The organism is Vibrio furnissii CIP 102972 (genome assembly GCF_000176175.1).
Taxonomy (GTDB): domain Bacteria; phylum Pseudomonadota; class Gammaproteobacteria; order Enterobacterales; family Vibrionaceae; genus Vibrio; species Vibrio furnissii.
This window is the reverse complement of record NZ_ACZP01000014.1, coordinates 1260818-1286286: the sequence shown is the minus strand read 5'-3', so window position 1 is coordinate 1286286 and position 25469 is coordinate 1260818. Positions and strand designations below refer to the sequence as shown.

The following is a 25469-nucleotide window of genomic DNA, read 5'->3' as shown; positions in this document are numbered from 1 at the left end:
CTCTGGCTGCCAGTCGTTCTAACTCTGTGAGGTTTTATGAAGTTTCTCTCAGCCGACGTTGTCGCTCGCCATTTGCCTTGGACAACACTCATCGACAAACTGGATGATACGTTTCGTACGGGGGTCAATGCCCCCGCGCGCCACCATCACACCATTGAACGTCCCGACGGCGAAGCCACGATGTTGCTGATGCCCGCGTGGGAACAGCAGGGGTACATCGGCATGAAAATGCTCAACGTGTTTCCCCAAAACTCATCGGTGGGCTTACCGGCCATTTCCGGTTTGTATCTGTTATCGGAAGGCCAACATGGTCAAACGCTGGCGTGCATTGCTGGCAATGAGCTGACACGCCGCCGCACCGCCGCCGCATCGGCATTGGCGGCGCGTTATCTGGCGAAAGCGGATGCAGAAACTTTATTGATCGTCGGCACCGGCCAAGTTGCGCCAATGCTCATCGAAGCGCACGCGGCTGTGCGCCCGATTCAACGCGTGCTGGTCTGGGGGCGTAATCCTGACAAAGTGAAAGCAATGGTTGATGAATATCAGGGTTATCAAGGCGCCTCGACCACCATCACGCAGATTGAGGCCGTCAGCGATCTGGCCAGCGCCTGCTCACAGGCTGACATCATCAGTTGCGCGACGCTCTCCAAAGCACCGATTGTAAAGGGTGAATGGTTAAAACCGGGCTGCCACCTAGATTTAGTCGGCGCCTTTCGTAAAGACATGCGCGAATGCGATGGCGACGCCGTGGCACGCAGTCAAGTGTTTGTCGATACCTGGGCGGGTGCCAAAGGCGAAGCTGGCGATCTGCATCAGGCGATGGCTGAAGGCCATTTCTCGATGGAAGACATTCACGGTGATTTGGAACAGCTCACTCGCCAAGAGGTCTTTGGTCGCCGCTCCGATGATGAGATAACCCTCTTTAAATCCGTCGGCGCGTCACTGGAAGATCTCGCCGCCGCCATCGTATTGTGGGAAGACTTACCGCAAGATTGATTTTCCTTCCGTCCCTTTCCTCACATGCGCTGACGTACGTGTTTGTTGTGGCACTTTTGGTTTAGGTTCGGTTCGCACTCACCGAACCTGAACACCTTGGTTTAGTAAACTTTTGTGCCCGACGGCACATTTGTATACCATACCCACCTCCGTATGGTACCTAGACCAAGAGACAACTTATGGACAACAGAAAAAACAGGTATCGTCAGGCGCATCGTGAGGCTTTTTTAGCCATTGCGCTGGCAGTGGGCTATTTCATCTGGTGGTATGTATCCGCCTACGGGTTTTCGGCGCCGCCGCAAGACACCAGCATGCCAGAACTCTATTTCGGCATGCCGCTTTGGTTCCTGCTTTCGTGTGTGATTGGCCCAATCGTCTTCACGGTGCTGTGCGCCGTGATGGTGAAAGTGTTTTATCGCGATATTCCCTTAGATGTAAATCCTGACGAATCCAATGAATAGTCAACTTCTTATCCCTTTAGTTATTTACCTGATTGGCGTCTTTGCGGTCGCATTTTTTACGCGCCGCCACTACACCAATGGCAGTTTTCTCAGCGAATACTTCGTGGGCGGCCGCAGCATGGGCGGATTTGTGCTGGCGATGACGCTTGCCGCAACCTATGCCAGTGCCAGCAGCTTTATTGGCGGCCCCGGAGCGGCATACAAAATGGGCTTGGGATGGGTGTTACTGGCGATGATCCAGTTACCGGCAACCTGGCTGACACTGGGCGTACTGGGCAAAAAGTTTGCGATAGAAGCACGCAAACACAACGCGCTGACCCTCAATGACATTTTGTATGCACGCTTTAAAAGTCGCTCAGTGGTCATTTTGGCCTCGCTGTCGTTACTATTGGCTTTCTTCGGCACCATGGTCGTGCAGTTTGTCGGCGGCGCGCGCTTGCTGCAAACCGTGACAGGCTTACCCTACGAACAAGGCTTGTTGCTGTTTGCCTGCACCGTCGGTTTATACACCACCATTGGCGGGTTTCGCGCCGTGGTGCTCACCGACACCATTCAGGGCATCATGATGCTCATCGGCACCATCATTTTGTTGATTGGTGTGGTTCATGCCGGGGGTAGCATCGGCGAACTGGTCACCAGCTTGCATGCGATCGATCCTGCGCTGGTGACGCCGTATGGCCCCGATCAATTCCTCAGCCAGCCGTTTATTCTCAGCTTCTGGGTGTTGGTCTGTTTTGGTGTGATTGGTCTGCCACATGCGGCGGTGCGCTGCATGTCGTACAAAGACAGTCCGTCGCTACACAAAGGCATGGTGATCAGCACCATCATGATGGCGCTGCTGATGTTCGGCACCCATATGGCAGGAGCCTTGGGCCGCGCGCTTGTGCCGGATGTGGGCAGCCCAGATCAGATCATGCCGACGTTGATGATGACTGTTTTACCACCCATGGTCGCAGGCATCTTCCTCGCAGGCCCAATGGCGGCGATCATGTCGACCATTGACTCGCAGTTGATTCAGGCGTCTGCCACCTTGCTCAAAGATCTCTACATCAACTACATCAATCCGCAGGTCGTGAAAGAAGATCAGGCCGAGCGCAAACTCAGCCGCATGTCGCTCTGGATCACCGGTATTTTTGCGTTGCTCGTGTTTTTCGCAGCAACCAACCCACCGGACATGATTGTGTGGTTAAACCTGATTGCATTGGGTGGCTTGCAAGCGGTATTCCTGTGGCCACTGGTGCTCGGTTTGTATTGGGAAAAAGCGTCGGCCGCCGGCGCGTTGTGTTCCATGGTGGCCGGACTGGCAGTTTACATCGGCCTGATGCTGATTAAACCGAATCTGGGCGGCGTGCACCCCATCGTCCCCACGCTGGTGGTGGGTTTGTTGGCATTTATTGCGGGCAGTGTGCTGAAACCAAGACCACAACCGGATGCCATGCCATCCTAAACTCCCCCTTGAGAAGAGCGGCCACCAGCCGCTCTTTTTTATTGAAGCGCCCAGACAAATCGTTGCAAACGGATTGCCTTTACGGCGCGCGCTCCATAAGCTTGCTGCCTGGCGATGAAAACCGTCAGTGATGAAACCGATCAATGATGAAAACAGTCAGTGACGAAAACAGGCAGCGATGAACGCTGTTCGTAACGAAAACAATCAGGATAAACAATGGATAGGCTGCAATGCGATCGCATGTTTGTTGCGGTCATGGAACTCGGTAGTTTTGCCAAAGCGGCTGAACGTTTGGCGATCAGCAGCGGTCAGGCGTCCAAGTTAATTTCGCGCTTAGAGCAAGACTTGGGCGTGCAACTGGTCAAACGCTCCACCCGCTCACTGGCCGTCACAGAAGTCGGTCAAGCGTATTACGAGCGCATCAAACGCGTGTTGGACGATCTCGATGCGCTCGACGACGCCATTCGCAATGCCTCGCGCTTGCCTTCGGGTCGGCTGCGTATATCTGCGCCAGTGACCTTTGGCCAAAGCCAACTGGCACCGAGCCTGATTGATTTTTCTAAACAATTTCCCGACATCACGCTTGATGTCAAATTCTCCGATCGCAGCGTGAACGTGGTAGACGAAGGCTTTGATTTGGCGCTGCGCATCGGCAAGTTGGACGACAGCAGCCTGATTGCACGTAAGCTGTGCGACGTGCGCGTCATCACGCTCGCATCCCCTCATTACCTGAGCCAGCACGGCACACCCACGCACATTCGCGATTTAGCGCAGCATCACTGCATCATCGATACCAACTTTCGCGATCCCTACCACTGGCCCTATCTCAACGAGCAAGGTCATGTGCACGATTTTGCCGTGAATGGTCGGCTCAAATTTTCCAATGCCGAAGTGTGTTTGAAAGCAGCCTGTGCCGACCTCGGCATCACGCGTCTGCCAACATTTGTTGCGGCCCAAGCGCTCAAAGAGCAACAACTGGTCGCCATCTTGCAGCAATACGAAGTGCCGCCGCTCGGCCTGTATGCGCTCTACCCGCCTGCCAAACATCTCGCTCAGTCATCCCGAGCCTTCATCGATTTTCTGGTTAACCGTTTTGCCAACGGCGCAGATTGGGAATAACCCGTGGCGCACGCGCCATTTCTTCCATATTGGAAGGAAATAACTTCACTATAACCATCTAATCATTCATTTGGAAGTAAGCTACAGTCTCTACATCGCAAAGAAAACAGATTTGAGGTGAGACATGTTGGTGAATGGTCAATGGACAAAAGAGTGGCATCCAGTACAAGCGACAGATAAAAAAGGCGGTTTTGTGCGCCAAACATCCAGTTTTCGTGATTGGGTGGTTGCCCCGGAATCGTTAGCTGCAGGCGAAAGCGCCCAGTTTATCGCCGAACCCGGTCGCTATCACCTTTACGTGGCCTTGATTTGTCCTTGGGCATCACGCACTTTAATCGCTCGCAAACTTAAAGGGCTGGAAGACGTCGTGAGCGTTTCTGTGGTTGAACCTAAACTGCTCGACGAAGGCTGGCATTTTGGCGATTACCCAGGCGCCGACCGCGACGAACTGAACGGTTTTGAGTGGATGCACCAACTCTATACCCATGCCGATCCACACTTTACCGGCCGTGCAACCGTGCCCGTGCTGTGGGACAAGAAAACGCGCACCATCGTCAACAACGAATCCGCCGACATCGTACGCATGTTCAACAGCGGCTTCGGAGAACTGGCCAACCAAGATGTTGACCTTTATCCGTCTGCGTTGCGTGAAGAGATTGATGCCCTGAATGCGGAAATCTATCCAAAGCTCAATAACGGTGTGTACCGTGCAGGCTTTGCGACCACCCAAGAAAGCTATGAAGAAGCGTTCCACGATGTTTTTGGCATGCTCAAACAATTGGAACATCGTCTGAGCGACGGGCGCGATTACCTTTCCGGTCAACACGTTACGGAAGCGGATATTCGTCTGTTCGTCACGTTAATTCGTTTTGACCCTGCGTATCATGGCATTTTCAAATGTAACTTACGCCAGTTGCGTGACTACCCGTTCTTAAACGCGTATGTCAAACGCCTGCTGGATTTGCCGGGCGTGCGCAGCACTGTCAGCCTCGACCACATCAAACAAGGCTACTATTCCATTAAAGCGCTCAACCCAAATGGCATTGTGCCGGTGGGCCCGGACATGTCAGCGTATGGTTTGTAAGGTCCACGTGACAACGTAAGTCAGTAAGGTGAGTCAGTAAGGAATGAACATGACAAAGAAAATTGTAATGCTGCTGCATGGTGTTGGCAGCTCCGGTAGCGATCTTGAACGCTTGGGGGATTACTGGGCGCCGTCGATGCCGGGCGTGATGTTTCTGTCGCCGAATGCACCTTTTCCGTTTGATCACGGTGGCGGCTATCAATGGTTCAGCTTGGATGGCATCAACGAAATTAACCGCCCAAGCCGCGTGCAAGATGCCCGTGTCGCCCTAGATAAAACGCTAAATGATTTGCTGCTGCAACACGGTGGCTCTTGGCAAACCGACGAGATCATTCTGGTCGGATTCTCTCAAGGCACCATCATGTCGATGGATGTGTTGGCCAGCAGTCGCCTGCCGGTTCGCGCCATTGTCGGCTTCTCCGGTCGTTTGTCCTCGCCGCAACCCTACGACATCGACCGCAACGTGCCGGTGCTGCTGATCCACGGGCAAGGCGATCCGGTGATCCCGTATTCAGAAACGGAGAAAGCCGCCGCCACACTGGAAGCCGCCGGCGTTGAGGTCAGCACGTTCCTAGAACCCGGTATTCCACACACGATTTCTCAAGCAGGCGCCGATAAAGCGGCAGCATTTATTCGCCAACAGTTTGGCTTTGCCTGATCATCGTCAGCACTTAAAAACAGAACGGGCCTGAAATCATCAGGCCCGTCGTTTATCGTGACACACTCGCTATCGTTAACTCAGGCTGGCAAGTCGCGCCGCAAAGCCCATAAAGAACATCCCCAATAAACCGTTCCCCAGTTGTGCCAGTCGCTTATTATTCTTAAACATCTGCGTCAGTGATGTGCCCAAGAAGATCAGTGCACTCAAGTAGGCGATACTGAAAATCTCCAGAATCACGGCCAGTATGAGGTATGAAATCCACGTGTGATCATAGGTGTAATCGATAAACTGGATGAAAAACGACACGTAGAACAGAATCGCTTTCGGATTGGTCAGGCTCAACGATAAGGATTTCGCAAACACGTGTTCGCTTTTCTTCGGACGCTCCACGCCTGATTCATCCTCACCGTCTTTACGTACCAAAGAATGCAGGATCTTCAAGCCGAGATACAACAAATACGCCGCACCCAAATAACGAATCACGGTAAACAACACGGGGGAAGTTTGAATTAAAGACGCCACGCCAAGGTATGACAATAAGATGAGCACCGCATCGCCAATTAATACGCCCGATGCCGCTTTATAACCCGCTTTGACGCCAAACGAAGAGCTTGATTTCAGGACATATAAAGAGTTCGGCCCCGGCGCGAGAATAATCATCGTTAATCCCACCATATAGGTCCAAATATTAATGACGCCAAAACTCTCTAACATGCTATCCCTCGCATTACCGCAGCAAATTCTACAACTGAAAGATCGTGTATAACGCAAATACTCAATGAAGTCGAGTACAGAAAATGACCGTTCTAAAAAAACTCGTCTTCGTAAGATGATTATCTACTTCTCGCCCGCAAATGCCGCAAAAACGCTGCCTGTACAGCGGACATTAAGCAGAGAATTATACTAACTTTTGATTCAAAGCTAAGTAAACGTTTGCTTTGTTGTTCACAGCAACAGAATCATATCTTGCGTTGCCTTTTTTAGAACAAATCGTTGGTTTTATATCATTAGTTCCAACAATTTATTTATGGTTAAATCATTGAGCACAGTTTTACTATGGAATAAAAACAAATAAGGAAGCACGCTATGGATAGTTTAAAAGGCCAGTTGGGAAACTGGCAGCTGCATCTGACCGTTATAGCAATATCGGTGGTTGCAGAACTCATTGGCATCATTAAAGTGCCACTTGGAAGCAGCAGCGTGGTGTTATTACCCCTGTTCTATGCCTTCATTTTTGGTTTATTACTCAACCCGAACGTGGTTAAAAAAGCCAAAGCGGTCATGAGTACAAAAGCCGCTGAAAAAGCCACACCCATTATCATAATTTCCGTTCTCCCTTTTCTGGCTAAATTCGGCACATTGATCGGACCATCGCTAAATAAAATATTAGAAATTGGTCCAGCGATGATATTTCAGGAACTAGGCAACCTTGGCACGATATTAATTGCGATGCCTGTTGCGATTCTGGTCTTGAAGATGGGACGTGAGTCGGTCGGTGCCTGTTTTTCAATTGCCCGTGAACCGAATATCGCCCTGATTTCGGATAAATATGGTCTCAAAAGCCCGGAAGGTATCGGCGTCATGGGCGTCTATGTGATGGGCACGATGTTCGGCACGCTCTATTTTGGCCTGCTGGCTTCCTTGCTTGCTTCGACTAATTGGTTTGATCCGCGTGCACTTGCCATGGCATGTGGGGTTGGCAGTGGCAGTATGACCGCCGCTTGCTCCGCTGCGCTCGGCGCATCGATTCCTGACATGAAAGATGAAATCTTAGCGCTGGCGGGCGCCAGTAACTTGCTGACCAACGCGACGGGCCTGTTTGTCGGCTTGTTTATCGCCCTACCGCTGACCGAGAAAATGTACCGTCTTCTGACCAAGAATCAGCCTGTCCGTTCATCCGCAGCTCAAGGGAGTGACCTCAATGTCTAATACAGCGACTGCAAAAAACGTTAACGCAAACATCAACCTGATTGATTACGCGTTGGTCCTGGTCATTGTGTGTATTATCGCCCTGATCAGTAACTGGACCGGAACAGGCATTACACCGCTCTCCGCCCTACCCGGTATGATCATTTTATTTGGCATGGTCATGGTCGGTTTATTTCTGACCAAAGTGATGCCGTTTTATTTGCCCTCGGTCGCTTGGTTGTCACTGGTCAGCGTGATCCTCACGATCCCAGCCTCGCCGGTATCTGAATTTATTCTGACTTACGTAAAAGAGATTAATTTCTTAAGTTTGGTCAGCCCGGTATTAGCTTACGCAGGTTTAGCCATCAGCAAACAAGAGGTCACGACGTTTAAGTCGGCCGGTGGCAAAGTCGTAATTATTGCTCTGTTAGTCTTTACCGGGACATATTTAGGCTCCGTACTCGTGGCCAATTTAGCTCTATAATTCTTAAATCATCACCATGCTCAACGATTTGGCGCTGCAGTGCGATGGCGAATCAAAATAGCCAACGCTCTGCAACGTCCAATCAAATAATCTATTTCAACACGTCAGCCACTGATCGAAGTGCACATAATCAAGATGTGAAAAATGATGACTCAATATATTGATCAGAACTCAAAAGAACACCAACAACTGATTGCTTGGAGACGCGATCTCCATGCCCACCCAGAAACGGCTTATGAAGAGTTTCGCACCTCCGATACCATCGCCTCTATTTTGAGCGAACTCGGTCTGCAAATCGAACGCGGACTCGGAGGCACAGGTATTGTCGCGACACTGCATGGCAATCAGGGGGATGGCCCGACCATCGGCCTGAGAGCGGATATGGATGCGCTTGATGTCGTGGAAATGAATGCCTTTGACCACTGCTCTAAGCATCACGGCAAAATGCACGCGTGCGGCCATGACGGTCACACCACCATGCTGCTGGGTGCAGCGGTCTCCTTGTCCAAAAATCCTGATTTCAAAGGTACGGTCCATTTCATCTTCCAACCGGCGGAAGAGAACGAAGCAGGCGCTAAAGCCATGATTGAAGATGGCTTATTCGAATGTTTCCCAATGCAGGAAGTGTACGGCCTGCACAACTGGCCGGCACTGCCTGCAGGTCAGGCCGCGGTGCATTATGGCGCGGTGATGGCCGCTTTCGACACATTTGATATCACCATTCAAGGTATTGGCGGACATGGCGCGATGCCGCATGACACCGTCGATCCGGTTTACACCGCCAGCCTGATTATCAATGCGCTGCAAGGCATCATCAGCCGCAATCTTGACCCGCAAAAATCCGGCGTGATCAGCGTGACTCAGGTTCATGGGGGCCACGCTTACAACGTGATTCCAGAAGAAGTGACATTGAAAGGCACAACGCGCTCTTTCTGCCCGAAAGTGCGTGATTTGATTGAAACACGCATGTTGGACGTCGTCAGAGGCATCGCAAAAGCGCATGGCTGTAAAGCCGATATTCTCTATTCACGCCGCTACCCGGCGACCATCAACACTCAGCCGGAAGCGGAGAAGTGTCAGCGCGTGCTTGAGTCCATGCCTGAGATTCAGCAGGTTCATGTGAATCCCCCCGCGAGCATGGGCGGCGAAGATTTTGCCTTTATGCTGGAAAAACTGCCCGGCGCTTACATTTGGCTCGGCAATGGCAGCGACAACCATTCGCACAATCTGCACAGCCCGAACTACGACTTCAATGATGAGGTACTACCTATTGGTGCCAACTTCTGGGTTAAACTGGTTCAACATTTGTTAGCCGATTAATCGTACTCAGCGAAGGAACGTATGGACGAAAGAGCACTGAAGTATTTTGAAGTGGTCGCAAAAACCAAGAGTATTCGTGCAGCCTCAGAAGTGCTGCACGTTTCACCTTCTGCGATCAGTCGAAAAGTGTCGCAACTTGAAGCTCAGCTTAACGTCCGTCTGATGGATCGAATTGGCCGCGGCGTCAATCTCACTCAGTCCGGCCTTCGCTTAGCCGAGTACATTCAGGACATCAACCAGCGAAAAAATGACTTGGTGTCTGACCTGTCTGAAATTGAGCACTTGCAAACCGGCACGCTGCGCCTTTCTGTGGGAGGCGGTTTTATTCCAGACCTCATCAATCATGCCATCGCACAGTTTTCTCATCGCCATCCGGGCGTCAAACTGATCCTGCAAGTCGGCGGCGGTGATGATGTCATTGAAGGCATTAAGAGTGAGGAAACCGATATTGGTATTCTGCTGAATGCCCCGCAAGATACCAAGGTCGACGTCCTGTTCTCCTGCCCGTTTCAAGAACTGAGCCTGCTTGTACCGCCGCAAAGCCCATGGGCAAACATTCAGCTCTGCTCCCCGGCACAACTCGCGGAGATCCCGCTCGCGCTGCTCAATGAAAGTTTCAGTATAAGGCGTGCCATCAATCTTTATGAGGCGCGGCAGGAAATCCGCCTTAAAGAGATTCTGCTGTGTAACTCGTTTGAAGCGCTCAAAAGCTACGTTGAGGCCGGACTTGGCGGAACGCTATTGCCGAAAGTCTGCGTGACGAAAGAGCTGAAAAATCAGTCCTTTGTGGCTATCGATATTGAAGGTATGCACACCCTCGACACCTCAGTTGATCTGGTGATTCGAAAAGGCAGGCCGCTCAGTGCCTCCATTCGAGAGATGAGAGATTGTATCGTCACCAGTATGAGCGCGTTTAATGCTGGCCACTGAGGCTGCGTAAACGCGCTCATAAGCCGGCATTAAACGCAAAATCACGCCAGTTGCGGCTCCGATTCTTGTTGCTTGCTGACCTGAACATACAGCCCGATACCGGACAACGCGCCGAGCACGGCGAAGGTCAGCCATAACCAACCGGATGGAAACTGCGGTAAATCCAGCAACCACCCCGCTCCCCAATTTCCCGCAAATGCAAAGAAACCGCCGATACAAGAATAGAGGCCGTAATAACTGGCCAGTTTAGACGGCGTGGCGAAGCGTGGCACATAGGCACCAATCAGCGGATAAACCATCATTGAACCGGCGCTGAGCAGTATCGCGCACAGCACAAACGGCAATGGCGGCCACAGCGCAAAGTGCAGGTTCAGCGCCAGAAATGCACTGCCCATCAAGGCCATGCCAATCCCCATCCCTTTGGCGATACCAAGCTGTTTATCCACCCAGTGGCTGACCGGCAGTTGCAACAAAACGCCCATCGATGACGACACCATAAAGACCCAAGTGATCACCGACGGATCGCCAGTCTGAACCCGAGCCTGATGCGGAATAGACAGGTACAACTGATGAAACAGAATTTGATAGACGCATGCCGCGAAGACAAAACGCATGAACGGTTTGTTTTTCAGCATCGCCCACCAATCGAGTAGGAACAGCTGTTGTTCTGTCGCTGCCGGTGCGTGAACGTCTTTTGGCAGGTAGTACCATTGCAGCAAAAGCAGAATGAAGAACACGCCTGCCGCCGAGAGACCGACCCACATAAAGCTGACCGAGAACAACGTCAAACCAATCAGTGGACCAAGCAACATCCCCGCTTCACTGGCCAGATTCTGCAACGCAAACACTCGGTTACGCTCGCGAGCGTTCGGGTATTCCGAGGACAAATACGCCTGACTGCTGGGCGTAAACAGCGCGCCAGCAAAGCCAGTGCAGAACGCGCCGACGAGAATCGCCGCGAAGCTGTCGCTGATCCCAAGCAAAAAGAAACCCACAATGCGGACGGCGCAGCCACACAAGATCATCGGTTTATAGCCGAACTTATCCCCCAGCGTGCCACCAATCAGAAACAGCCCCTGCTGGCTGAGCACACGCAGGCCGATGATGAAACCGATATACCAACCGCTAAAACCAAGATTTTGCAAATGCTCCGCCAGATAAGGCAGCAGCATGTAAAACCCGAGGTTGAAACTGAAACTGTTAAACACCAGCACTCGGCCAGCGGCAGAGAGCAATCGCCAGTCCTTGATGAAATGATGCAGATTCACTTACGCGACCTTTTTCGAACGCAGCGTGCGCACAAAAGGCACGCCGTGTTCATCGGTGATGACTTGCGCCTCGACGTTATAAATATCCTGCACCAGCTCAGAAGTCAGCACCTGCTTGGGATGCCCGCAAGCCACCAGTTCACCCTGTTTCAACACCAGCAGATTATCGGCATACTGCGCCGCTAGGTTGAGGTCGTGCAGCACCATCAACGTGATGTATTGCTGCTCGCGGGTTTGCGTCACCAGATGATCCAGCAGCACATGCTGATGATGAAGATCCAGCGCGCTGACTGGTTCGTCGAGCATCAGAATTTGTGGGTCACGCATCAGCGCCTGCGCAAACAGAATCATCTGACACTGACCACCACTGAGCGTGCGCACATCGCGGTTCGCCAGATGAGACAAGCCCATGCTTTCCAGAATTTCCAGCGCGCCGCGCAGCATGGTGTCGTCCACTCGCAGGCTCAGGGCATCCAACTTGCCCAGCAGCACCACTTCAATCACGGTGAGGTTGATGTCGAGGTGAATATCCTGCGGCATGTAGCCAAAACGTGAGCGCCAGTGCGGCAGCGATTTGATACTCAGTTGATCGTGTTGATGTGAAATCGTGCCACTGTTGAGTTTGATGTCGCCAAACAGTGTTTTCAACAGCGTACTTTTCCCTGTGCCATTCGGACCAAGGATCGCCGTCACCTGCCCCGGTTGCAGCGTAAAGCTCATGTCACGCGCCAGCGTCAGCGAGCCAATCTGAATATTGAGTTTGTCAGCCTTCAGCATGATTAACCTCGCTTCGCCACGATCAGCCAGAAGAAGAACGGCACGCCGATAATTGCCGTCACAATCCCGATCGGAAACAGCGCGCCCGGCACAATCACTTTTGACAACACAGAAGCCGTTGAGAGCAAAAATGCGCCGATCAGGAATGAAAGTGGTAGAAAGAAGCGTTGATCTTCGCCCACCAGAATTTTAGCGATGTTGGGTGCCACAATGCCGATAAACCCAATAATGCCGACAAAACTGGTTACGGTTGCCGTCATTACCGCCACGATAAACAGAATTTTAAGGCGCAGGCGCTGCACGTTCACACCGACGCTTTTTGCGCGCTCTTCGCCCAACCGCAGCGCCGTCAGTTTCCACGAATCCCGCATCAGCAGCGCAAAACCGCCCATCACCACTACTGCGGTGATGGTTAAGTTGCTCCACGTCGCTTTCGACAAACTGCCAAACAGCCAGAACAGAATTTGTTGGCTCAGCTCCGGTGAGGCGATGAACTGCACCAGCGACAACAGTGACTGAAACAGAAACAGCAACGCAATCCCCGCCAGAATCAACTGGCCTGAGGTAATGTGACGCATGGAGGCCAAAGCAAACAGAAAACAGGCCGACAACATACAACACAGGAACGCGCCCAGCGGCACCGCGTAATGATTATCCATGCCCAGCGAACCGATGTAGAGCATCAGCGCCGCACCAAAGCCTGCCGCCGCGGCCATGCCCAGGGTGTACGGACTGGCCATCGGGTTATTGAGCAGCGTTTGCATTTCTGCGCCGCCAACCCCCAGCGAGCCGCCGACAATGATCGCCATCAGCGCAATTGGCAAACGCAGGTTGGTGACAATCACACGGGTTGAACCATCAACCTGAAATGGCAGGCCGATGAATTCCAGCAGCGCATTCAGCACGCGCGATGCATCCAGCATCGATGGCCCAGTCATGATATCGAGTATAAAGGAAGCCAATAAAATGGTGCCAAACGCACACAGCACCACCCAGCGGCGGCGCTCACTCTTTCGTTGTTGTTCAATCGCTTGTAAAAGTATCGCGGATTGCATGTCACATTACCTGATTACACAAAGAGCAAGCGGCACATGAAAGTGCCGCTCAAAATTATTCAGAAAGAGACACCGCAAAGGTTCCGGTTGGTGTCACCGGTAGGTACTCTTTATAGAAGTTAATGTATTCCGCTTCCGGGTCGAGATCGTTGAACAGATCCGGGTAGAGCGCTTTGGCGATGAACTGAATCATCGGGCCATCGAGAATACTGCGGCATGCACCGTGGTAGATACTGATCATGCGGTTGTGTTTCACCGCAGGTAGGCTATCCCACCCTAGGCGCTGCTTGTAACCTTTCAGGCGAGCCAGCGCAGTCGCGCGGTCAACGTCCTGACCAATCACCATCGCATCATCAGCACCGCCAAATTCATAGCCGGTGATCAGCAGTACATCCGGCTGAGCCGCCAGAACTTGCTCTGGGTTAAGGTGCCCCCACCACTCGACAAACGGTTTAGAGATGTTTTCACCGCCTGCCATTTCCGACATCGCACCCCACATGTTTTTACCGAAGGTGTAGCCGTACTCTTTGGTGCCAGGAAAACCAAATTCCGCGTAAATGGTGGGTTTAGGCAGGTTCGCTTTCGCCAGACGATCCGCCACCAGCTGAACCATGTCCTGATATTGTTTGGCGATTTTCTCCGCGCGCGCTTCCTGACCGGTGATCTGGCCGATGATCAGTGTGCTTTGTACGTGACGTTCAACGGTCTGTGCGTTGTAATCCACCACAATCACCGGAATGCCGGCATCTTCAATGCGGTTGACGTCGTTGCCAAGGCCTTTGAACTGCCAATCAGCCAGGACCAGCAAATCTGGGTTGAGGCTAATCACCTTCTCAACCGAGAACGTTTGGGTGTCTACTTTGCCCACATCCGGCAATGCTTCTAACGATGGGCGATGGGCGACGTACATTGCCCAGTTCGCAGGGCGCCATTTTTCCCAAATCCCTTTCGACATGCCGACCACGTGATCAAACGATTTTTCAGTACCGATCGCCATGTAGTCTTCCCCATAGAAGCCCAGCACGACGCGCTTTGCTGGCAAATCCAGCGTCACTTGACGATCAAGGACGTCAGTCACCGTCGTCATTTGAGCGAAAACTTGGGGTGCAAATGAAATGAAAAGAAGTATCACAAACCGTTTTATCATTGTTATTTCCTGTATAAGCGCGAGATGTTAAAGACTCGTCTGGGCGACTATCTTATTTATATTTACGACAATATCAATAGAAATGAATCCAACAATCATTCTCATTTATAAAATGACATCAAAATCTAACACAAGCTCACACAAACACATACGCTCCGCTCACTGATCGGCATCTTGCCCACGTTCATGGCACGCCGGTTTTTAGAAGCAGGACAACGAACTAACGGATATTTCACGTAAGTTAATTACACTTTATTGCCAATGATTGGCCGATTTTTCTTCTTTTTGTTGGAAACTTACGCAATTTTATTGATCTGAATCATTTCGAGGAGTAAAGTGTGACCGAAATCTCATTTAGTTATGTCGATTAAGGTGACGTTATGTACGATAAAAAACAATCTTGGTCTATCAACCTTCGCGAGTTATTCGGCATGCTGGCAATGTTCTCCGCGACCTCTTTGGTCGTTCTGATGCTCAGCCTGACCTGGGTTAATTTCTAAATTCAGGAATAACGCGCAAAGAAAAGGCACTGCTCTGCAGTGCCTTTCTCGTTTCAAGAGATCGAGGTCTCTTAGTTGATGGTTTGAATCTGCTCCAACAATGGCACCAAATCGGGGTTGTCTTTCTTGAACTTGTCGTACACCGGTTGCACTGCCGCTTGGAACTTCGCGATATCACTTTCCACAAACGTCACGTTGTGATTGGTTAAATCCTGCGTCGCTTTCTCGACGTATTTCGCCCAGTTCTCTTCCTGAACTTTCACCGTCTCTTTCGCGGCATGGCGCACGGCTTCACGCTGCGCCTCGGTCAGTGAATCCCACACGCTGGTTGAAACCACCAGCACGTCCGGCACCATGGTGTGGTTGTCGCGCGAGAATACATTCTTCACTTCATAGTGACGTGATGAGTAGTAGGACGGCACGTTGTTCTCTGCCCCATCCACCACGCCTTGTTGCATCGCAGAATATAACTCGCCGTATGGCAGTGGCACCGGCGTGCCACCGAGCGCTTTGATGGTATCGATAGACAGCGCCGAGTTCTGCACGCGAATCTTCATCCCTTTCAAATCATCTGGCGTTTTGATGGGTTTGCTGGTGTAGAAGCTGCGCGAGCCTGCATCCAAGAAAGCCAGCCCAATGAAACCGGCATTGCGTGATGAGGCCAGAATCTCCTCACCAATCGGGCCATTGAGCACCGCATCGTATTGCGCGCGGTCTTTATACAGGTATGGCAGCGACAGCAGTTTGTAGTCCGGCGCAAAGGTGTTCAGCGTCGCCGCGCTGGCTTTCGTGAAAGCCACGGTGCCGTTTTGTACCATCTGCAAGCCTTCAGATTCATCGCCCAAGGTGCCATTTGGGTACACTTTCACGCGTACATTGGCCTCTTTCTTCACCGCTTTCGCAAAATACTCCAGCGATTGGTGAACCGGGTGCTCGGTTGGCAGCGCATGCGACAGTTTCAGAGTGGCAGCATACACGTTGCTCCCCAGCAGGGTTGATACCGTGCACGCCAAAAGAAGTTTGTTCATCGTTTTCATTTCACAGTCCTATGTTATTGGTTTTAATAGTTATATCCAGCCAGATGCGGCAACCATAAAGAAAGAGAAGGGATCAACGTCACAATCGCTAACGTGATGATCATGATCAGGAACAGCGGAATCATCTTCGGCACCACTTGCCCTAATTTCGTGTCGTACACACTACAGCCGACGAACAGCGCCGTGCCAACTGGCGGTGTGCAGATCCCGATACACAGGTTGAACACCATGATGATGCCAAAGTGAATCGGGTCGATGCCCATCTGCGTTGCGATAGGCAAGAAGATCGGCGTGAAAATCAGAACCGCCGGCGTCATGTCCATAAAGGTGCCGATGATGAGCAGAATGATGTTCATCAGCAAAATGATCATGATTGGGTTTTCCGATGCTTCTAAAATGAAGTCGGAAATAAAGGTGGGAATGTCGGCGTTCGCCATTGACCACGACATCGCTGACGAGGTGGCCACCATCAGCAGAACGATGGACGTCGTCACCACGCTGTCGACCAGAATCGGGAAGATATCACCGGTTTTCAGCTCTTTATAAGCAAAGCCAAGCAGTAAGCTGTACACCACCGCAATCGCCGAGGCTTCTGTCGCGGTAAACACCCCCGCCAGAATGCCGCCCATGATGATCACCACCAAGCCAAGGCTTGGCAACGCATCCAAAATGACCTTGCTGGCTTTTTCGTTGAACTCGTATTTTTCGCGCGGAATGTTGTATTTCGAGCCAAGCAAGAAAATACCCACCATGATGCCAAGCCCCATCAAAATGCCGGGCAAATAACCGGCAATAAAGAGGTACTGCACCGAGGTCGAGCTGACCAACGCATACAAAATCAAAATGTTGGATGGCGGGATCAAAAGCCCTGCCGGGCACGATGACACGTTCACCGCGGTGGAAAAATCGGCAGGATATTTGTGCTTGTCTTGCAGGGGACGCATGATACCGCCGACCGCGGCCGCCGATGCGGTCGCAGAACCCGACAATGCGCCAAACATCATGTTGGCAATCACGTTCACGTGCGACAGTGCGCCCGGCAGTCGCCCACCAAACAACATCGCGAAGTTGATTAAGCGACTAGCGAGCCCGCCTCGGTTCATCAAGTTGCCGGCGACAATAAAGAACGGCAGCGCTAACAAACCAAAGTTGTTCAACCCGTTCGCCAGTTTTTGGGAAATTAAGATGGCGGTTTTATCGAGTGGGAAATCGACAAATACCGTGAGAAAAGCAGCCAGTCCGATCGAGAAGGCGATGGGCACGCCCAAGATCAGTAATACGGCCAATGTTCCGAACAAAACGATCACCGGGAAAATATCGTAAAACATATCCGGCGCGTTCATCAGGAATTCTTGTGAAAATAACAAATCCGTTAATGTCATGATGTCTGTTCCTAACGCGAGACTTTATACGCGGTGGTCGCTGCGAGTTTGAGTCAGAAAATAAATCGATCTGAAAATATCCAGAACACCAAAATAGGTAATCAACACGCCAGAAATTGGCACCACCAAATAGACATAGCCAATTAACAGATGATGACCGCCAATCACAATGCCCGGCGAAATTTGCCCGTTTGCGATGGTCGAACTCACCAATAAATAGCCGCCGTAAATAAAGGCCACGGTTGAGAGCATCACCACAATCAGGTTGGTCAAAATGGATAGAACGTTTCTTCCTTTTTCACCATATCTTGAGGAAAGGAGCTCCAGCGCCAAATGGCGTCGAATCGAAAAAGTGTAAGCGCCGCCTAGGACGCCAATCCAAATCAATAGATAACGTGACAACTCATCCGTGAAGTTGGCCGGGTCATTTAACACAAAGCGGGTAAAGACTTGCCAAACAACAGCGATGATCATCACAGCCATAAATAGCGTCAGCAGCAGGCGAAGCCCTCTGTTTATATACTCATTGATTAACTCAATTATCATTGCGTTTCTCTTCTGATGCGGTCCCACATATTCATTAGTCCGCCCCGGGTCTTGTTGTTCTTCAATTGTGGGGCCATCATTCTCGTCCTGAATGCCCTTAATTGGTCTGACTAATTAAAAATATATATTACATGTCGAAATGATAAAAAACCAAAACGAGATCAAAAAACACTACTTTTTGTATAACAACTTTCTAAAATCAGATCTCACCAACAAAAACATCATATACGAGCCAGTTATTGAGACCTAAATCACACATTGTCCCCCTATAAGCTCGCTAGACTCTTGAACAAGCGAACATCTAATGTATCTTTAAAACCAAATTGGTATAACAACTGAGATTAAGGACATGACCACTTTCCTCTCTGAGAACTTTCTGCTGAATAACGAGTTTGCGCGTCGCCTCTATCACGACGTCGCCGCGGACATGCCGATCATTGATTACCACTGTCACTTGCCACCACAACAAGTGGCCGACAATTACCGCTTTCAGAACCTGACCGACATCTGGCTGCGCGGCGACCATTACAAATGGCGTGCGATGCGCAGTAATGGCGTCGACGAGCGCCTATGTACGGGCAACGCGTCTGACAAAGACAAATTCATGGCCTTTGCCCGCACGGTGCCGTTTACCATCGGCAACCCGATTTACCACTGGACGCACCTCGAATTGCGTCGTCCGTTTGGTATTACAGGCATGGTCTTGAATGAAGAGAGCGCCCCGCGCGTTTGGGATCAATGCAATGAAATGCTGGCCAGCCCAGAGTTCAGTGCGCGCGCGATCATGCAGAAGATGAACGTGGAAATGGTTGGCACCACCGACGATCCAATTGACGATTTAAGCGCGCACAAACGTGTCGCTGAAGACAAAGACTTCCCGGTACAAATGCTGCCAAGCTGGCGTCCGGACAAAGCATTTAACATTCATCTCGACACCTTCACCGATTACATGGCAGCACTGGCTGAAGTGGCAGATGTGGAAATTCACCGCTTTGCCGATTTGTGCCAAGCGCTGGACAAACGCCTGCAACATTTCGCTGATCACGGCTGCTGCGTGACTGACCATGCGCTCGATACGGTGAGCTACGAAGACGCAACCGAACAAGAGCTCGATGCCATCTTAGCCAAACGCCTTGCGGGCGGCGCGGTGACCCCCTTTGAAACCGCGCAATTTAAAACCGCCGTGCTGGTTTATCTGGGGAAAGCGTACGCCAAACGCGGTTGGGTGCAGCAGTATCACATCGGTGCGCTGCGTAACAACAACCAACGCATGTTCAATCTGCTCGGCCCAGACACGGGTTTCGATTCCATCAATGATGGCGAAGTCGCCCTGCCGCTGGCACGCCTGCTGAATGCGCTGGATCGTGACGATGCACTACCCAAGACCATTCTGTATTGCTTGAACCCACGCGATAACGAAGTCATTGCGACCATGTGTGGCAACTTCCAAGGCGGCGGTGTGGAAGGCAAGATCCAGTTTGGCTCGGGTTGGTGGTTCAACGATCAGAAAGATGGCATGGAACGTCAGATGACGCAGCTCGCGCAACTGGGCTTGCTGAGCCGTTTTGTCGGCATGCTGACCGACAGTCGCAGCTTCCTTTCTTACACTCGCCACGAATACTTCCGCCGCATTCTGTGCCAGATGATTGGCCAATGGGTGGAGAACGGCGAAGCGCCAGCCGACTTTGATTTGCTGAGCCGCATGGTGTCGGACATCTGCTACCACAACGCAAAAAACTATTTTGGCATCACGCACAAGTGATCCACTTTTGCCACGTTTAAACGCCCGAGATTCGCTGCCCGCCATAAGGTTGGGCAGCCCCCAACAGGTACTTATGATGAAACAGCTTAATCGCGATACTTTTCCCGGCCCGTCGTATCCGACCAAAATCATTCAATTTGGTGAAGGCAACTTTCTGCGCGCATTTTTAGACTGGCAAATTGACCAGTTGAACCAACACACCGACTTCAACGCCGGCGTCAGTGTTATTCGCCCGATTGGCGGCGAGTTTCCACCCAGCCTCAATACACAACATGGCTTGTACACCACGCTGATTCGCGGTCTGGACGAGTCCGGCGAAGCGGTGTCTCAATCGCGCATCATCTATTCCGTCAACGAAGAGTTGTCGGCGTACCGCGAATTCGAAGCGATTCTGGAACGCGCGAAAAACCCAGACATTGAGTTTGTGTTTTCCAATACCACCGAGGCCGGCATTGCGTTTGTCGACAGCGATCAACTGAGCGATTTGCCGCCCAGCAGCTACCCGGCCAAATTGACCCGCATGTTGTGGGAGCGCTTCAATCACTTCGACGGCGCGCAAGACAAAGGCTGGACCCTCATTCCTTGCGAGTTGATTGATTACAACGGCGAAGCGCTCAAAGCCATCGTGTTGCGTTACATCGACCTTTGGGCTCTACCTGCGGCGTTTCGTGACTGGGTGGAAAGTGCCAATACGTTCTGCTCCACTTTGGTGGATCGCATTGTCACTGGCTATCCGAAAGATGAAGTGGCCGCTTTGGAAGCGCAACTCAATTACCGCGACACCTTTATGGTCAGCGCAGAAAACTTCTACCTGTTCGTGATTCAAGGCCCGCAATGGCTGAATCAAGCCCTGTGTCTTGATCAACTGAGTGACGAACAGGCACTGAACATCAAAATTGTTGACGACATCAAGCCATACAAAGAGCGCAAAGTCGCCATTTTGAATGGTGCGCACACCGCGTTAGTGCCGGTGGCGTTTCAGGCCGGCATCGATACGGTGGGCGACAGCATGCAAGACGAGCAGATCGCCGCGTACCTCAAAGCCGTGATGTTTGACGAAATCATTCCGACCTTGTCGTTGCCCAAAGATGAACTGCGCGCCTTTGCGCGCGATGTCGAATACCGCTTCAAAAACCCGTACATCAAGCATTTGTTATTGTCGATTGCGCTCAACAGCATGACCAAATTCAAAACGCGTATTCTGCCTCAGTTACTCACCTACCAGCAGACACAAGGTCAACTGCCGCGTTACCTGAGCTTTGCGCTGGCAGCCCTCATCACCTTCTATCGCGGGCAACGCGCCGAGGGCGAATATGCCCTCGCCGATGACCAGCCTTGGCTCGATTTCTTTGCCAGCGCATGGCCAAAAGTCGAACGGGGCGAAAGCAGCCACCGCGAACTGGTTGACGGTGTATTGAGCAATGCCGCGCACTGGGAAACCGACCTCACCCGCGTTCCTGGGCTGGCAGAATGCGTAACGGCGCACGTTGAACGCATTTGCGCGCATGGCATGCGAGACGCACTCAGCCGTTGTTAAGGGGAAGCTTGTGAATCCATTACTCAAAATTCATCCGAGCGATAATGTCGCCGTGGCGCTGCGCGATTTGGACGCAGGGTTGACCGCGGAACTCGATGGTCAAACCCTGACGTTGCTGGAAGCCATTCCGCAAGCGCACAAAGTGGCACTGAATGATTTCGCGCCCAACGATCGGGTGATCAAATACGGCGCACCAATTGGCCATGCTTTGGCGCCGATTGCCATCGGGCAGCGAGTGTATCAAGACAACATTCGCACCAACCTCAGCGACCTGAACGACTACGACTACCAGCCCGATTTTCAGTCAGTCAGTAGCTCACTGGCCAATACGCCGGTATCGCTCTATCGCCGCGCCAATGGCACCGTCGGCATTCGCAACGAACTGTGGATCATTCCGACCGTGGGCTGCGTCAATGCCATGGCCAAGATGATGAAAAAGCAGGTCGAAACCGAGATGGATCTGTCCCACATCGACGGCATTCAGGTGTTCACCCATCAATATGGCTGCTCGCAACTGGGCGATGACCACAACAACACCAAGGTGCTGTTGCAAAATCTGGTCAAGCATCCCAACGCGGGCGGGGTTCTGGTCGTCGGTCTTGGCTGTGAAAACAACCAAGTGAATGCGTTTCGTGACTCGCTGGGCGATTTCGACCCGGAGCGGGTGGAATTCATGATCTGCCAAAAACACGATGATGAAGTGGAAACCGGCGTCGAACTGATGAAGAAACTGCTCGGCAAAATGGCAAGCGATCAACGTGAGCCGGGCTATCTGAGCGAAGTGCGCTTTGGCTTGGAATGCGGCGGGTCGGATGGATTTTCAGGCATCACCGCCAACCCATTGCTGGGGCGTTTCTCCGATTACTTGGTGACACATGGCGGCACCACAGTGCTGACCGAAGTGCCGGAGATGTTTGGCGCCGAACATATTCTCATGAGCCGCTGCGCCGACAAAACCACCTTCGAGCAGACAGTGAAGATGATCAACGATTTCAAACAGTATTTCATCGACCACAAGCAGCCGATTTACGAGAACCCGTCTCCGGGCAACAAAGCGGGCGGCATTTCCACGCTGGAAGAGAAATCACTCGGCTGCACACAAAAAGCAGGTCGCAGCCAAGTGATGGATGTACTGCGCTATGGCGAGCGGTTGTCGAAACCGGGGTTGAATTTGCTCAGCGCGCCGGGTAACGATGCGATTGCTACCTCCGCCTTGGCAATGGCCGGTTGTCACATGGTGCTGTTCAGTACCGGACGCGGCACCCCGTACGGCGGCCCGGTGCCGACCTTGAAACTCGCGACCAACAGCGATTTGGCAAGACGCAAACCGCACTGGATTGATTTCAACGCCGGGGCTTTGGTTGAAGGCACATCGATGGACTTGCTGTTGGAACAATTTGTCGCCAAAGTCGCCGATTTCGTTAATGGCGAGCCGACCCGCAATGAGCTAAATGACTTTCGCGAAATCGCGGTGTTCAAGAGTGGCGTGACGTTGTAACTCAAGTCGGTATAATAAAACCCATCGAAAGACACAGATGCCCATCAGGCGACCTTCGGGTCGCCTGATTTTTTATTGCGGGTCGGTTGTTCCGTCAATGTAAAACCCGATGTCATTCTTCAATGACTCAACCTTCAAGACTCAACTTCACGCCATAAAAAAGCGAAGCACTTGGCTTCGCTTGAAATCATCAGAATGTCGAAATGGGGCTTTCGGCAAACAGGAAACGGTCGTAATCGTCGCTCGAACCATCAAACAGCATCTGCTTGGTGTTTTCGATGTGCTGCCACACCGCCTGACGCGCCGCTTGTGGGTCGCGCTTGATCAGCGCCTTGACGATTTCATCATGCTCGCTGCACCAACTACGAATTTTGTTGTCTTCGATGTGTTCATGCAGCTTCTTCCAGTACGGATTATTCTCGCGATGTTTGCACAACATCTCTGCCACATGCACCACTGCAGAGTTCTGCGTACAGCGGGCTAGCTGTATGTGAAATTCGCTGTCCCAGTAGGAATCGCGGCTGTAATCATCAGATTTAGCTTGTTCTTGAATCTTCATCAGCGCGACCAAATCTTGCTTGGTCGCTTGCGTGGCCGCAAATTCAGCAATATTGCTTTCAAATAACTGACGCGCCTGCAACAGCTCAAAGGGGCCGCAGGTGAGCATAAAACTCGCATCACTCAACGTTGCGCTCGCATCAGCAGTTGGTGCTTCGATGGTGGTGTTGATGACACGAATTCCTGAGCCTTTACGCACTTCGACGTAACCTTCCACTTCCAGCATGATCATCGCTTCACGAATCACGGTGCGGCTCACTTCCATTTGCTCGGCGATCAAACGCTCGGCTGGCAACATGTCACCCACCTGGTATACCCCATTGGCAATGTCAGTTTTGAAGCGGTTAGCAATCTTCTGGTAAAGCTTAACGTTCGGTTCCATATCTATCCCACAGCAACTTGTTATACCAATTAGTCTAACATACAGGATCACTGCAACGCTAAACAAAACTCGGATCGCATTAAATCAATGTCAGATTGCCAGACAAGGTCGTTTGCTCACCGCGTAACCAATCCGTGCCGAACGCACATCGCTCTGTTAGACTGTTGTTTCTCATCACAAAAAGTGGCACTTCACATGACAATGGAAACGTTTCAATCAATCTACCAACGTGCCGCCGAGCGTAAAGGCGGAGAAGACCAACTTGAGAGCCTGCTGAAGAAACCACTCAGCACAGCCGAGTTAGCCGCTATTCCCGACGACCGTTGGTTGTCGGGATTCAGTATGAAAGTCTTTCAATGCGGCATCTCATGGGATGTGGTGCGCAAGAAATGGCCCAACTTTGAAGAACTATTTTTCCAGTTTCGCATCGAACCCCTATTGATGCTGTCTGACGACATATGGGAACAGAAAGCCCAAGACCCGAAAATCATCCGTCACCTCGCCAAAGTGATGTCGATTCCCAAAAATGCGCGCATGATTTACGACGCGCGTCAGGAATACGGCTCATTCAGTGAGATGGTCGCCAACTGGCCAGTTGAACGCATCACCGAATTGTGGGATTACCTGAAAAAACACGGCGACCGCTTGGGCGGCAATACCGGCCCGTACACCCTACGCCAAATGGGCGCAGATACATTCATTCTCTCAGGTGACGTAGAAGCCTACCTGCGCAATATCGGCATCATCGAGGGTGGCAAGAACACCAAGCGTTCACTGCAAGCGTCGAACGCCGCCTTTTGCCAATGGCAACAGGAATCAGGCCGCAGTATTAGCGAAATCAGTCAAATCATCGCTTTCAGCACCGGCGACAACCGCGTGATGTAACCTTCCAGTCAGCCAGAGTCACAAACGAGTGGCTCTGGTTTCTCACCTGACCGCTCTCTACTGCGCTCTCCTTGCCAACCAATCACTGTGCGTTTTCCCTCTTATCATGCCATCGCACTGTTCATTCTTAAGTTTCGCTTAAGTGTCTGGTGTCATAGTCATGTTCAGACATCATCGACATGAGCAAAGTCAAAGAGGATAAAGATGACTAAACCTTACGTTTGGGACAGCGTCGTGCGTCTGACCCACTGGGTCGTTGCCGCACTATTCCTGTCGAACTACTTTTTCACTAAAGCTGGAAGTGAAACGCACGAATGGGTCGGATATGTAGTCTTGGTCGCCCTGTCCGTGCGGCTGACCTGGGGGATCATCACCGACTCCCCGGCGAGCCTTTCGGCCTTTAAACCGTCAGTGAATCAGGCGATATCACACTTGAAAGAGGTTTTGGCAACCAAAGAAGACAACCACATCGGTCATAACCCGGCAGGCGCGGTGATGATTTGGGTGATGTGGCTGGCATTGATTGCCACAGCGCTCACCGGTTGGGCAACCCAGTGGGACATGTTTTGGGGGGAAGACGCCATGAAAGCCGTGCACGAATTCTTTGCCAATCTAACCATGGTTGCTGTCGCCATCCACATTAGCGCCGTGATCTTGATGACCCATTGGGTGAAACGCCCTTACGTCAAAAGCATGCTGCCTCAGCGCGGCCGCGAAAAATAAAC

24 protein-coding genes are annotated in these 25469 nt (G+C 51.7%); 15 read left to right on the top strand and 9 right to left on the bottom strand.

The genetic code is table 11. The features are described from left to right. Positions 1–36 precede the first annotated feature (36 nt). The 6 genes from lhpI to VFA_RS15975 all read left to right on the top strand — a co-directional run bounded on the left by lhpI (position 37) and on the right by VFA_RS15975 (position 5765). The gene (gene lhpI, locus VFA_RS16000) at positions 37–996 is read left to right on the top strand and encodes a bifunctional Delta(1)-pyrroline-2-carboxylate/Delta(1)-piperideine-2-carboxylate reductase (protein WP_004727902.1); all 960 of its coding nucleotides are present in this window, start codon (positions 37–39) and stop codon (positions 994–996) included. Positions 997–1175: 179 nt separating this feature from the next. Continuing rightward, positions 1176–1457, top strand: coding sequence for a YhdT family protein (locus VFA_RS15995; RefSeq protein WP_004727901.1), 282 nt, complete (start codon positions 1176–1178; stop codon positions 1455–1457). After that, entirely contained in the window at positions 1450–2904 is a 1455-nt protein-coding gene (gene panF, locus VFA_RS15990) for a sodium/pantothenate symporter (protein ID WP_004727900.1), read from the top strand. Before VFA_RS15995 ends, panF begins: the two co-directional genes overlap by 8 nt. A gap of 216 nt (positions 2905–3120) precedes the next feature. Then, positions 3121–4023 (top strand): LysR family transcriptional regulator, encoded by a 903-nt coding sequence (locus VFA_RS15985; protein ID WP_038151979.1) that lies wholly within the window; start codon positions 3121–3123, stop codon positions 4021–4023. Positions 4024–4147: 124 nt separating this feature from the next. Beyond that, the gene (locus tag VFA_RS15980) at positions 4148–5107 is read left to right on the top strand and encodes a glutathione S-transferase family protein (protein WP_004727898.1); all 960 of its coding nucleotides are present in this window, start codon (positions 4148–4150) and stop codon (positions 5105–5107) included. A 49-nt stretch (positions 5108–5156) separates the two neighbouring features. Further along, complete coding sequence (locus VFA_RS15975; protein WP_004727897.1) at positions 5157–5765, top strand: alpha/beta hydrolase; 609 nt, start codon at positions 5157–5159, stop codon at positions 5763–5765. Between the two features lie 75 nt (positions 5766–5840). On the opposite strand, the gene leuE is transcribed toward VFA_RS15975, so the two are convergent. Then, a complete protein-coding gene (gene leuE, locus VFA_RS15970; protein WP_038151978.1) occupies positions 5841–6482 on the bottom strand; it encodes a leucine efflux protein LeuE in 642 nt (213 codons plus the stop codon). 372 nt (positions 6483–6854) lie between these two features. Here leuE and VFA_RS15965 point away from each other — a divergent pair, with 372 nt between their 5' ends. The 4 genes from VFA_RS15965 (at position 6855) to VFA_RS15950 (ending at position 10410) form a co-directional block, all read left to right on the top strand. Further along, entirely contained in the window at positions 6855–7697 is an 843-nt protein-coding gene (locus tag VFA_RS15965) for a DUF3100 domain-containing protein (protein WP_004727895.1), read from the top strand. Then, positions 7690–8160: a hypothetical protein gene (locus tag VFA_RS15960; protein WP_004727894.1), complete on the top strand. Its 471-nt coding sequence runs from the start codon at positions 7690–7692 to the stop codon at positions 8158–8160. Before VFA_RS15965 ends, VFA_RS15960 begins: the two co-directional genes overlap by 8 nt. 144 nt (positions 8161–8304) lie before the next feature. Further along, positions 8305–9480: a M20 aminoacylase family protein gene (locus VFA_RS15955; protein ID WP_004727893.1), complete on the top strand. Its 1176-nt coding sequence runs from the start codon at positions 8305–8307 to the stop codon at positions 9478–9480. 21 nt (positions 9481–9501) lie between these two features. Beyond that, on the top strand, positions 9502–10410 hold the full coding sequence (locus tag VFA_RS15950; protein ID WP_004727892.1) for a LysR family transcriptional regulator: 909 nt from the start codon (positions 9502–9504) through the stop codon (positions 10408–10410). Positions 10411–10451: 41 nt separating this feature from the next. On the opposite strand, the gene VFA_RS15945 is transcribed toward VFA_RS15950, so the two are convergent. The 7 genes from VFA_RS15945 to VFA_RS15915 all read right to left on the bottom strand — a co-directional run bounded on the left by VFA_RS15945 (position 10452) and on the right by VFA_RS15915 (position 18122). Next, the gene (locus tag VFA_RS15945) at positions 10452–11678 is read right to left on the bottom strand and encodes an MDR family MFS transporter (RefSeq protein WP_038151976.1); all 1227 of its coding nucleotides are present in this window, start codon (positions 11676–11678) and stop codon (positions 10452–10454) included. After that, positions 11679–12455, bottom strand: a complete 777-nt coding sequence (locus tag VFA_RS15940; protein ID WP_004727890.1) for an ABC transporter ATP-binding protein — start codon at positions 12453–12455, stop codon at positions 11679–11681. A gap of 2 nt (positions 12456–12457) precedes the next feature. After that, complete coding sequence (locus VFA_RS15935; RefSeq protein ID WP_004727889.1) at positions 12458–13510, bottom strand: FecCD family ABC transporter permease; 1053 nt, start codon at positions 13508–13510, stop codon at positions 12458–12460. A gap of 55 nt (positions 13511–13565) precedes the next feature. Beyond that, positions 13566–14597 (bottom strand): ABC transporter substrate-binding protein, encoded by a 1032-nt coding sequence (locus tag VFA_RS15930; protein WP_232281730.1) that lies wholly within the window; start codon positions 14595–14597, stop codon positions 13566–13568. Between the two features lie 631 nt (positions 14598–15228). Further along, positions 15229–16185: a TRAP transporter substrate-binding protein gene (locus VFA_RS15925; RefSeq protein ID WP_232281729.1), complete on the bottom strand. Its 957-nt coding sequence runs from the start codon at positions 16183–16185 to the stop codon at positions 15229–15231. 32 nt (positions 16186–16217) lie between these two features. Next, on the bottom strand, positions 16218–17522 hold the full coding sequence (locus VFA_RS15920) for a TRAP transporter large permease (RefSeq protein ID WP_038152347.1): 1305 nt from the start codon (positions 17520–17522) through the stop codon (positions 16218–16220). Between the two features lie 78 nt (positions 17523–17600). Then, positions 17601–18122 (bottom strand): TRAP transporter small permease, encoded by a 522-nt coding sequence (locus VFA_RS15915; RefSeq protein WP_014258202.1) that lies wholly within the window; start codon positions 18120–18122, stop codon positions 17601–17603. Positions 18123–18471: 349 nt separating this feature from the next. On the opposite strand from VFA_RS15915, the gene uxaC reads away from it, so the two are divergent. From uxaC to VFA_RS15900, 3 genes are all read left to right on the top strand, one after another. Further along, a complete protein-coding gene (uxaC, locus tag VFA_RS15910) occupies positions 18472–19884 on the top strand; it encodes a glucuronate isomerase (protein WP_004727884.1) in 1413 nt (470 codons plus the stop codon). Positions 19885–19957: 73 nt separating this feature from the next. Next, the gene (locus tag VFA_RS15905) at positions 19958–21421 is read left to right on the top strand and encodes a tagaturonate reductase (RefSeq protein ID WP_038151971.1); all 1464 of its coding nucleotides are present in this window, start codon (positions 19958–19960) and stop codon (positions 21419–21421) included. 10 nt (positions 21422–21431) lie between these two features. After that, positions 21432–22919 carry a UxaA family hydrolase gene (locus tag VFA_RS15900; RefSeq protein WP_004727882.1) on the top strand — a complete coding sequence of 496 codons (1488 nt, stop codon included), beginning with the start codon at positions 21432–21434 and terminating at the stop codon, positions 22917–22919. A 190-nt stretch (positions 22920–23109) separates the two neighbouring features. Here the strand turns inward: VFA_RS15900 and VFA_RS15895 are convergent, their stop codons facing one another. Further along, positions 23110–23859, bottom strand: coding sequence for a GntR family transcriptional regulator (locus VFA_RS15895; RefSeq protein WP_004727881.1), 750 nt, complete (start codon positions 23857–23859; stop codon positions 23110–23112). A gap of 195 nt (positions 23860–24054) precedes the next feature. On the opposite strand from VFA_RS15895, the gene VFA_RS15890 reads away from it, so the two are divergent. Together VFA_RS15890 and VFA_RS15885 are read left to right on the top strand one after the other, a co-directional pair. Beyond that, entirely contained in the window at positions 24055–24744 is a 690-nt protein-coding gene (locus VFA_RS15890) for a DNA-3-methyladenine glycosylase I (protein ID WP_038151969.1), read from the top strand. 204 nt (positions 24745–24948) lie between these two features. Next, on the top strand, positions 24949–25467 hold the full coding sequence (locus VFA_RS15885; protein ID WP_038151967.1) for a cytochrome b/b6 domain-containing protein: 519 nt from the start codon (positions 24949–24951) through the stop codon (positions 25465–25467). Positions 25468–25469: the final 2 nt, after the last annotated feature.

Bases quoted from the DNA above. Each gene is read 5' to 3' on its own strand.
- VFA_RS15950 (WP_004727892.1), top strand. From the start codon at position 9,502: ATGGACGAAAGAGCACTGAAGTATTTTGAAGTGGTCGCAAAAACCAAG.
- VFA_RS15940 (WP_004727890.1), bottom strand. From the start codon at position 12,455: ATGCTGAAGGCTGACAAACTCAATATTCAGATTGGCTCGCTGACGCTG.
- VFA_RS15980 (WP_004727898.1), top strand. From the start codon at position 4,148: ATGTTGGTGAATGGTCAATGGACAAAAGAGTGGCATCCAGTACAAGCG.
- VFA_RS15925 (WP_232281729.1), bottom strand. From the start codon at position 16,185: ATGAACAAACTTCTTTTGGCGTGCACGGTATCAACCCTGCTGGGGAGC.
- VFA_RS15885 (WP_038151967.1), top strand. From the start codon at position 24,949: ATGACTAAACCTTACGTTTGGGACAGCGTCGTGCGTCTGACCCACTGG.
- VFA_RS15995 (WP_004727901.1), top strand. From the start codon at position 1,176: ATGGACAACAGAAAAAACAGGTATCGTCAGGCGCATCGTGAGGCTTTT.
- uxaC (WP_004727884.1), top strand. From the start codon at position 18,472: ATGACCACTTTCCTCTCTGAGAACTTTCTGCTGAATAACGAGTTTGCG.
- VFA_RS15895 (WP_004727881.1), bottom strand. From the start codon at position 23,859: ATGGAACCGAACGTTAAGCTTTACCAGAAGATTGCTAACCGCTTCAAA.
- VFA_RS15890 (WP_038151969.1), top strand. From the start codon at position 24,055: ATGACAATGGAAACGTTTCAATCAATCTACCAACGTGCCGCCGAGCGT.
- VFA_RS15965 (WP_004727895.1), top strand. From the start codon at position 6,855: ATGGATAGTTTAAAAGGCCAGTTGGGAAACTGGCAGCTGCATCTGACC.
- VFA_RS15920 (WP_038152347.1), bottom strand. From the start codon at position 17,522: ATGTTTTACGATATTTTCCCGGTGATCGTTTTGTTCGGAACATTGGCC.
- VFA_RS15985 (WP_038151979.1), top strand. From the start codon at position 3,121: ATGGATAGGCTGCAATGCGATCGCATGTTTGTTGCGGTCATGGAACTC.
- lhpI (WP_004727902.1), top strand. From the start codon at position 37: ATGAAGTTTCTCTCAGCCGACGTTGTCGCTCGCCATTTGCCTTGGACA.
- VFA_RS15955 (WP_004727893.1), top strand. From the start codon at position 8,305: ATGATGACTCAATATATTGATCAGAACTCAAAAGAACACCAACAACTG.
- VFA_RS15905 (WP_038151971.1), top strand. From the start codon at position 19,958: ATGATGAAACAGCTTAATCGCGATACTTTTCCCGGCCCGTCGTATCCG.
- VFA_RS15975 (WP_004727897.1), top strand. From the start codon at position 5,157: ATGACAAAGAAAATTGTAATGCTGCTGCATGGTGTTGGCAGCTCCGGT.
- VFA_RS15915 (WP_014258202.1), bottom strand. From the start codon at position 18,122: ATGATAATTGAGTTAATCAATGAGTATATAAACAGAGGGCTTCGCCTG.
- panF (WP_004727900.1), top strand. From the start codon at position 1,450: ATGAATAGTCAACTTCTTATCCCTTTAGTTATTTACCTGATTGGCGTC.
- leuE (WP_038151978.1), bottom strand. From the start codon at position 6,482: ATGTTAGAGAGTTTTGGCGTCATTAATATTTGGACCTATATGGTGGGA.
- VFA_RS15930 (WP_232281730.1), bottom strand. From the start codon at position 14,597: ATGACGACGGTGACTGACGTCCTTGATCGTCAAGTGACGCTGGATTTG.
- VFA_RS15960 (WP_004727894.1), top strand. From the start codon at position 7,690: ATGTCTAATACAGCGACTGCAAAAAACGTTAACGCAAACATCAACCTG.
- VFA_RS15935 (WP_004727889.1), bottom strand. From the start codon at position 13,510: ATGCAATCCGCGATACTTTTACAAGCGATTGAACAACAACGAAAGAGT.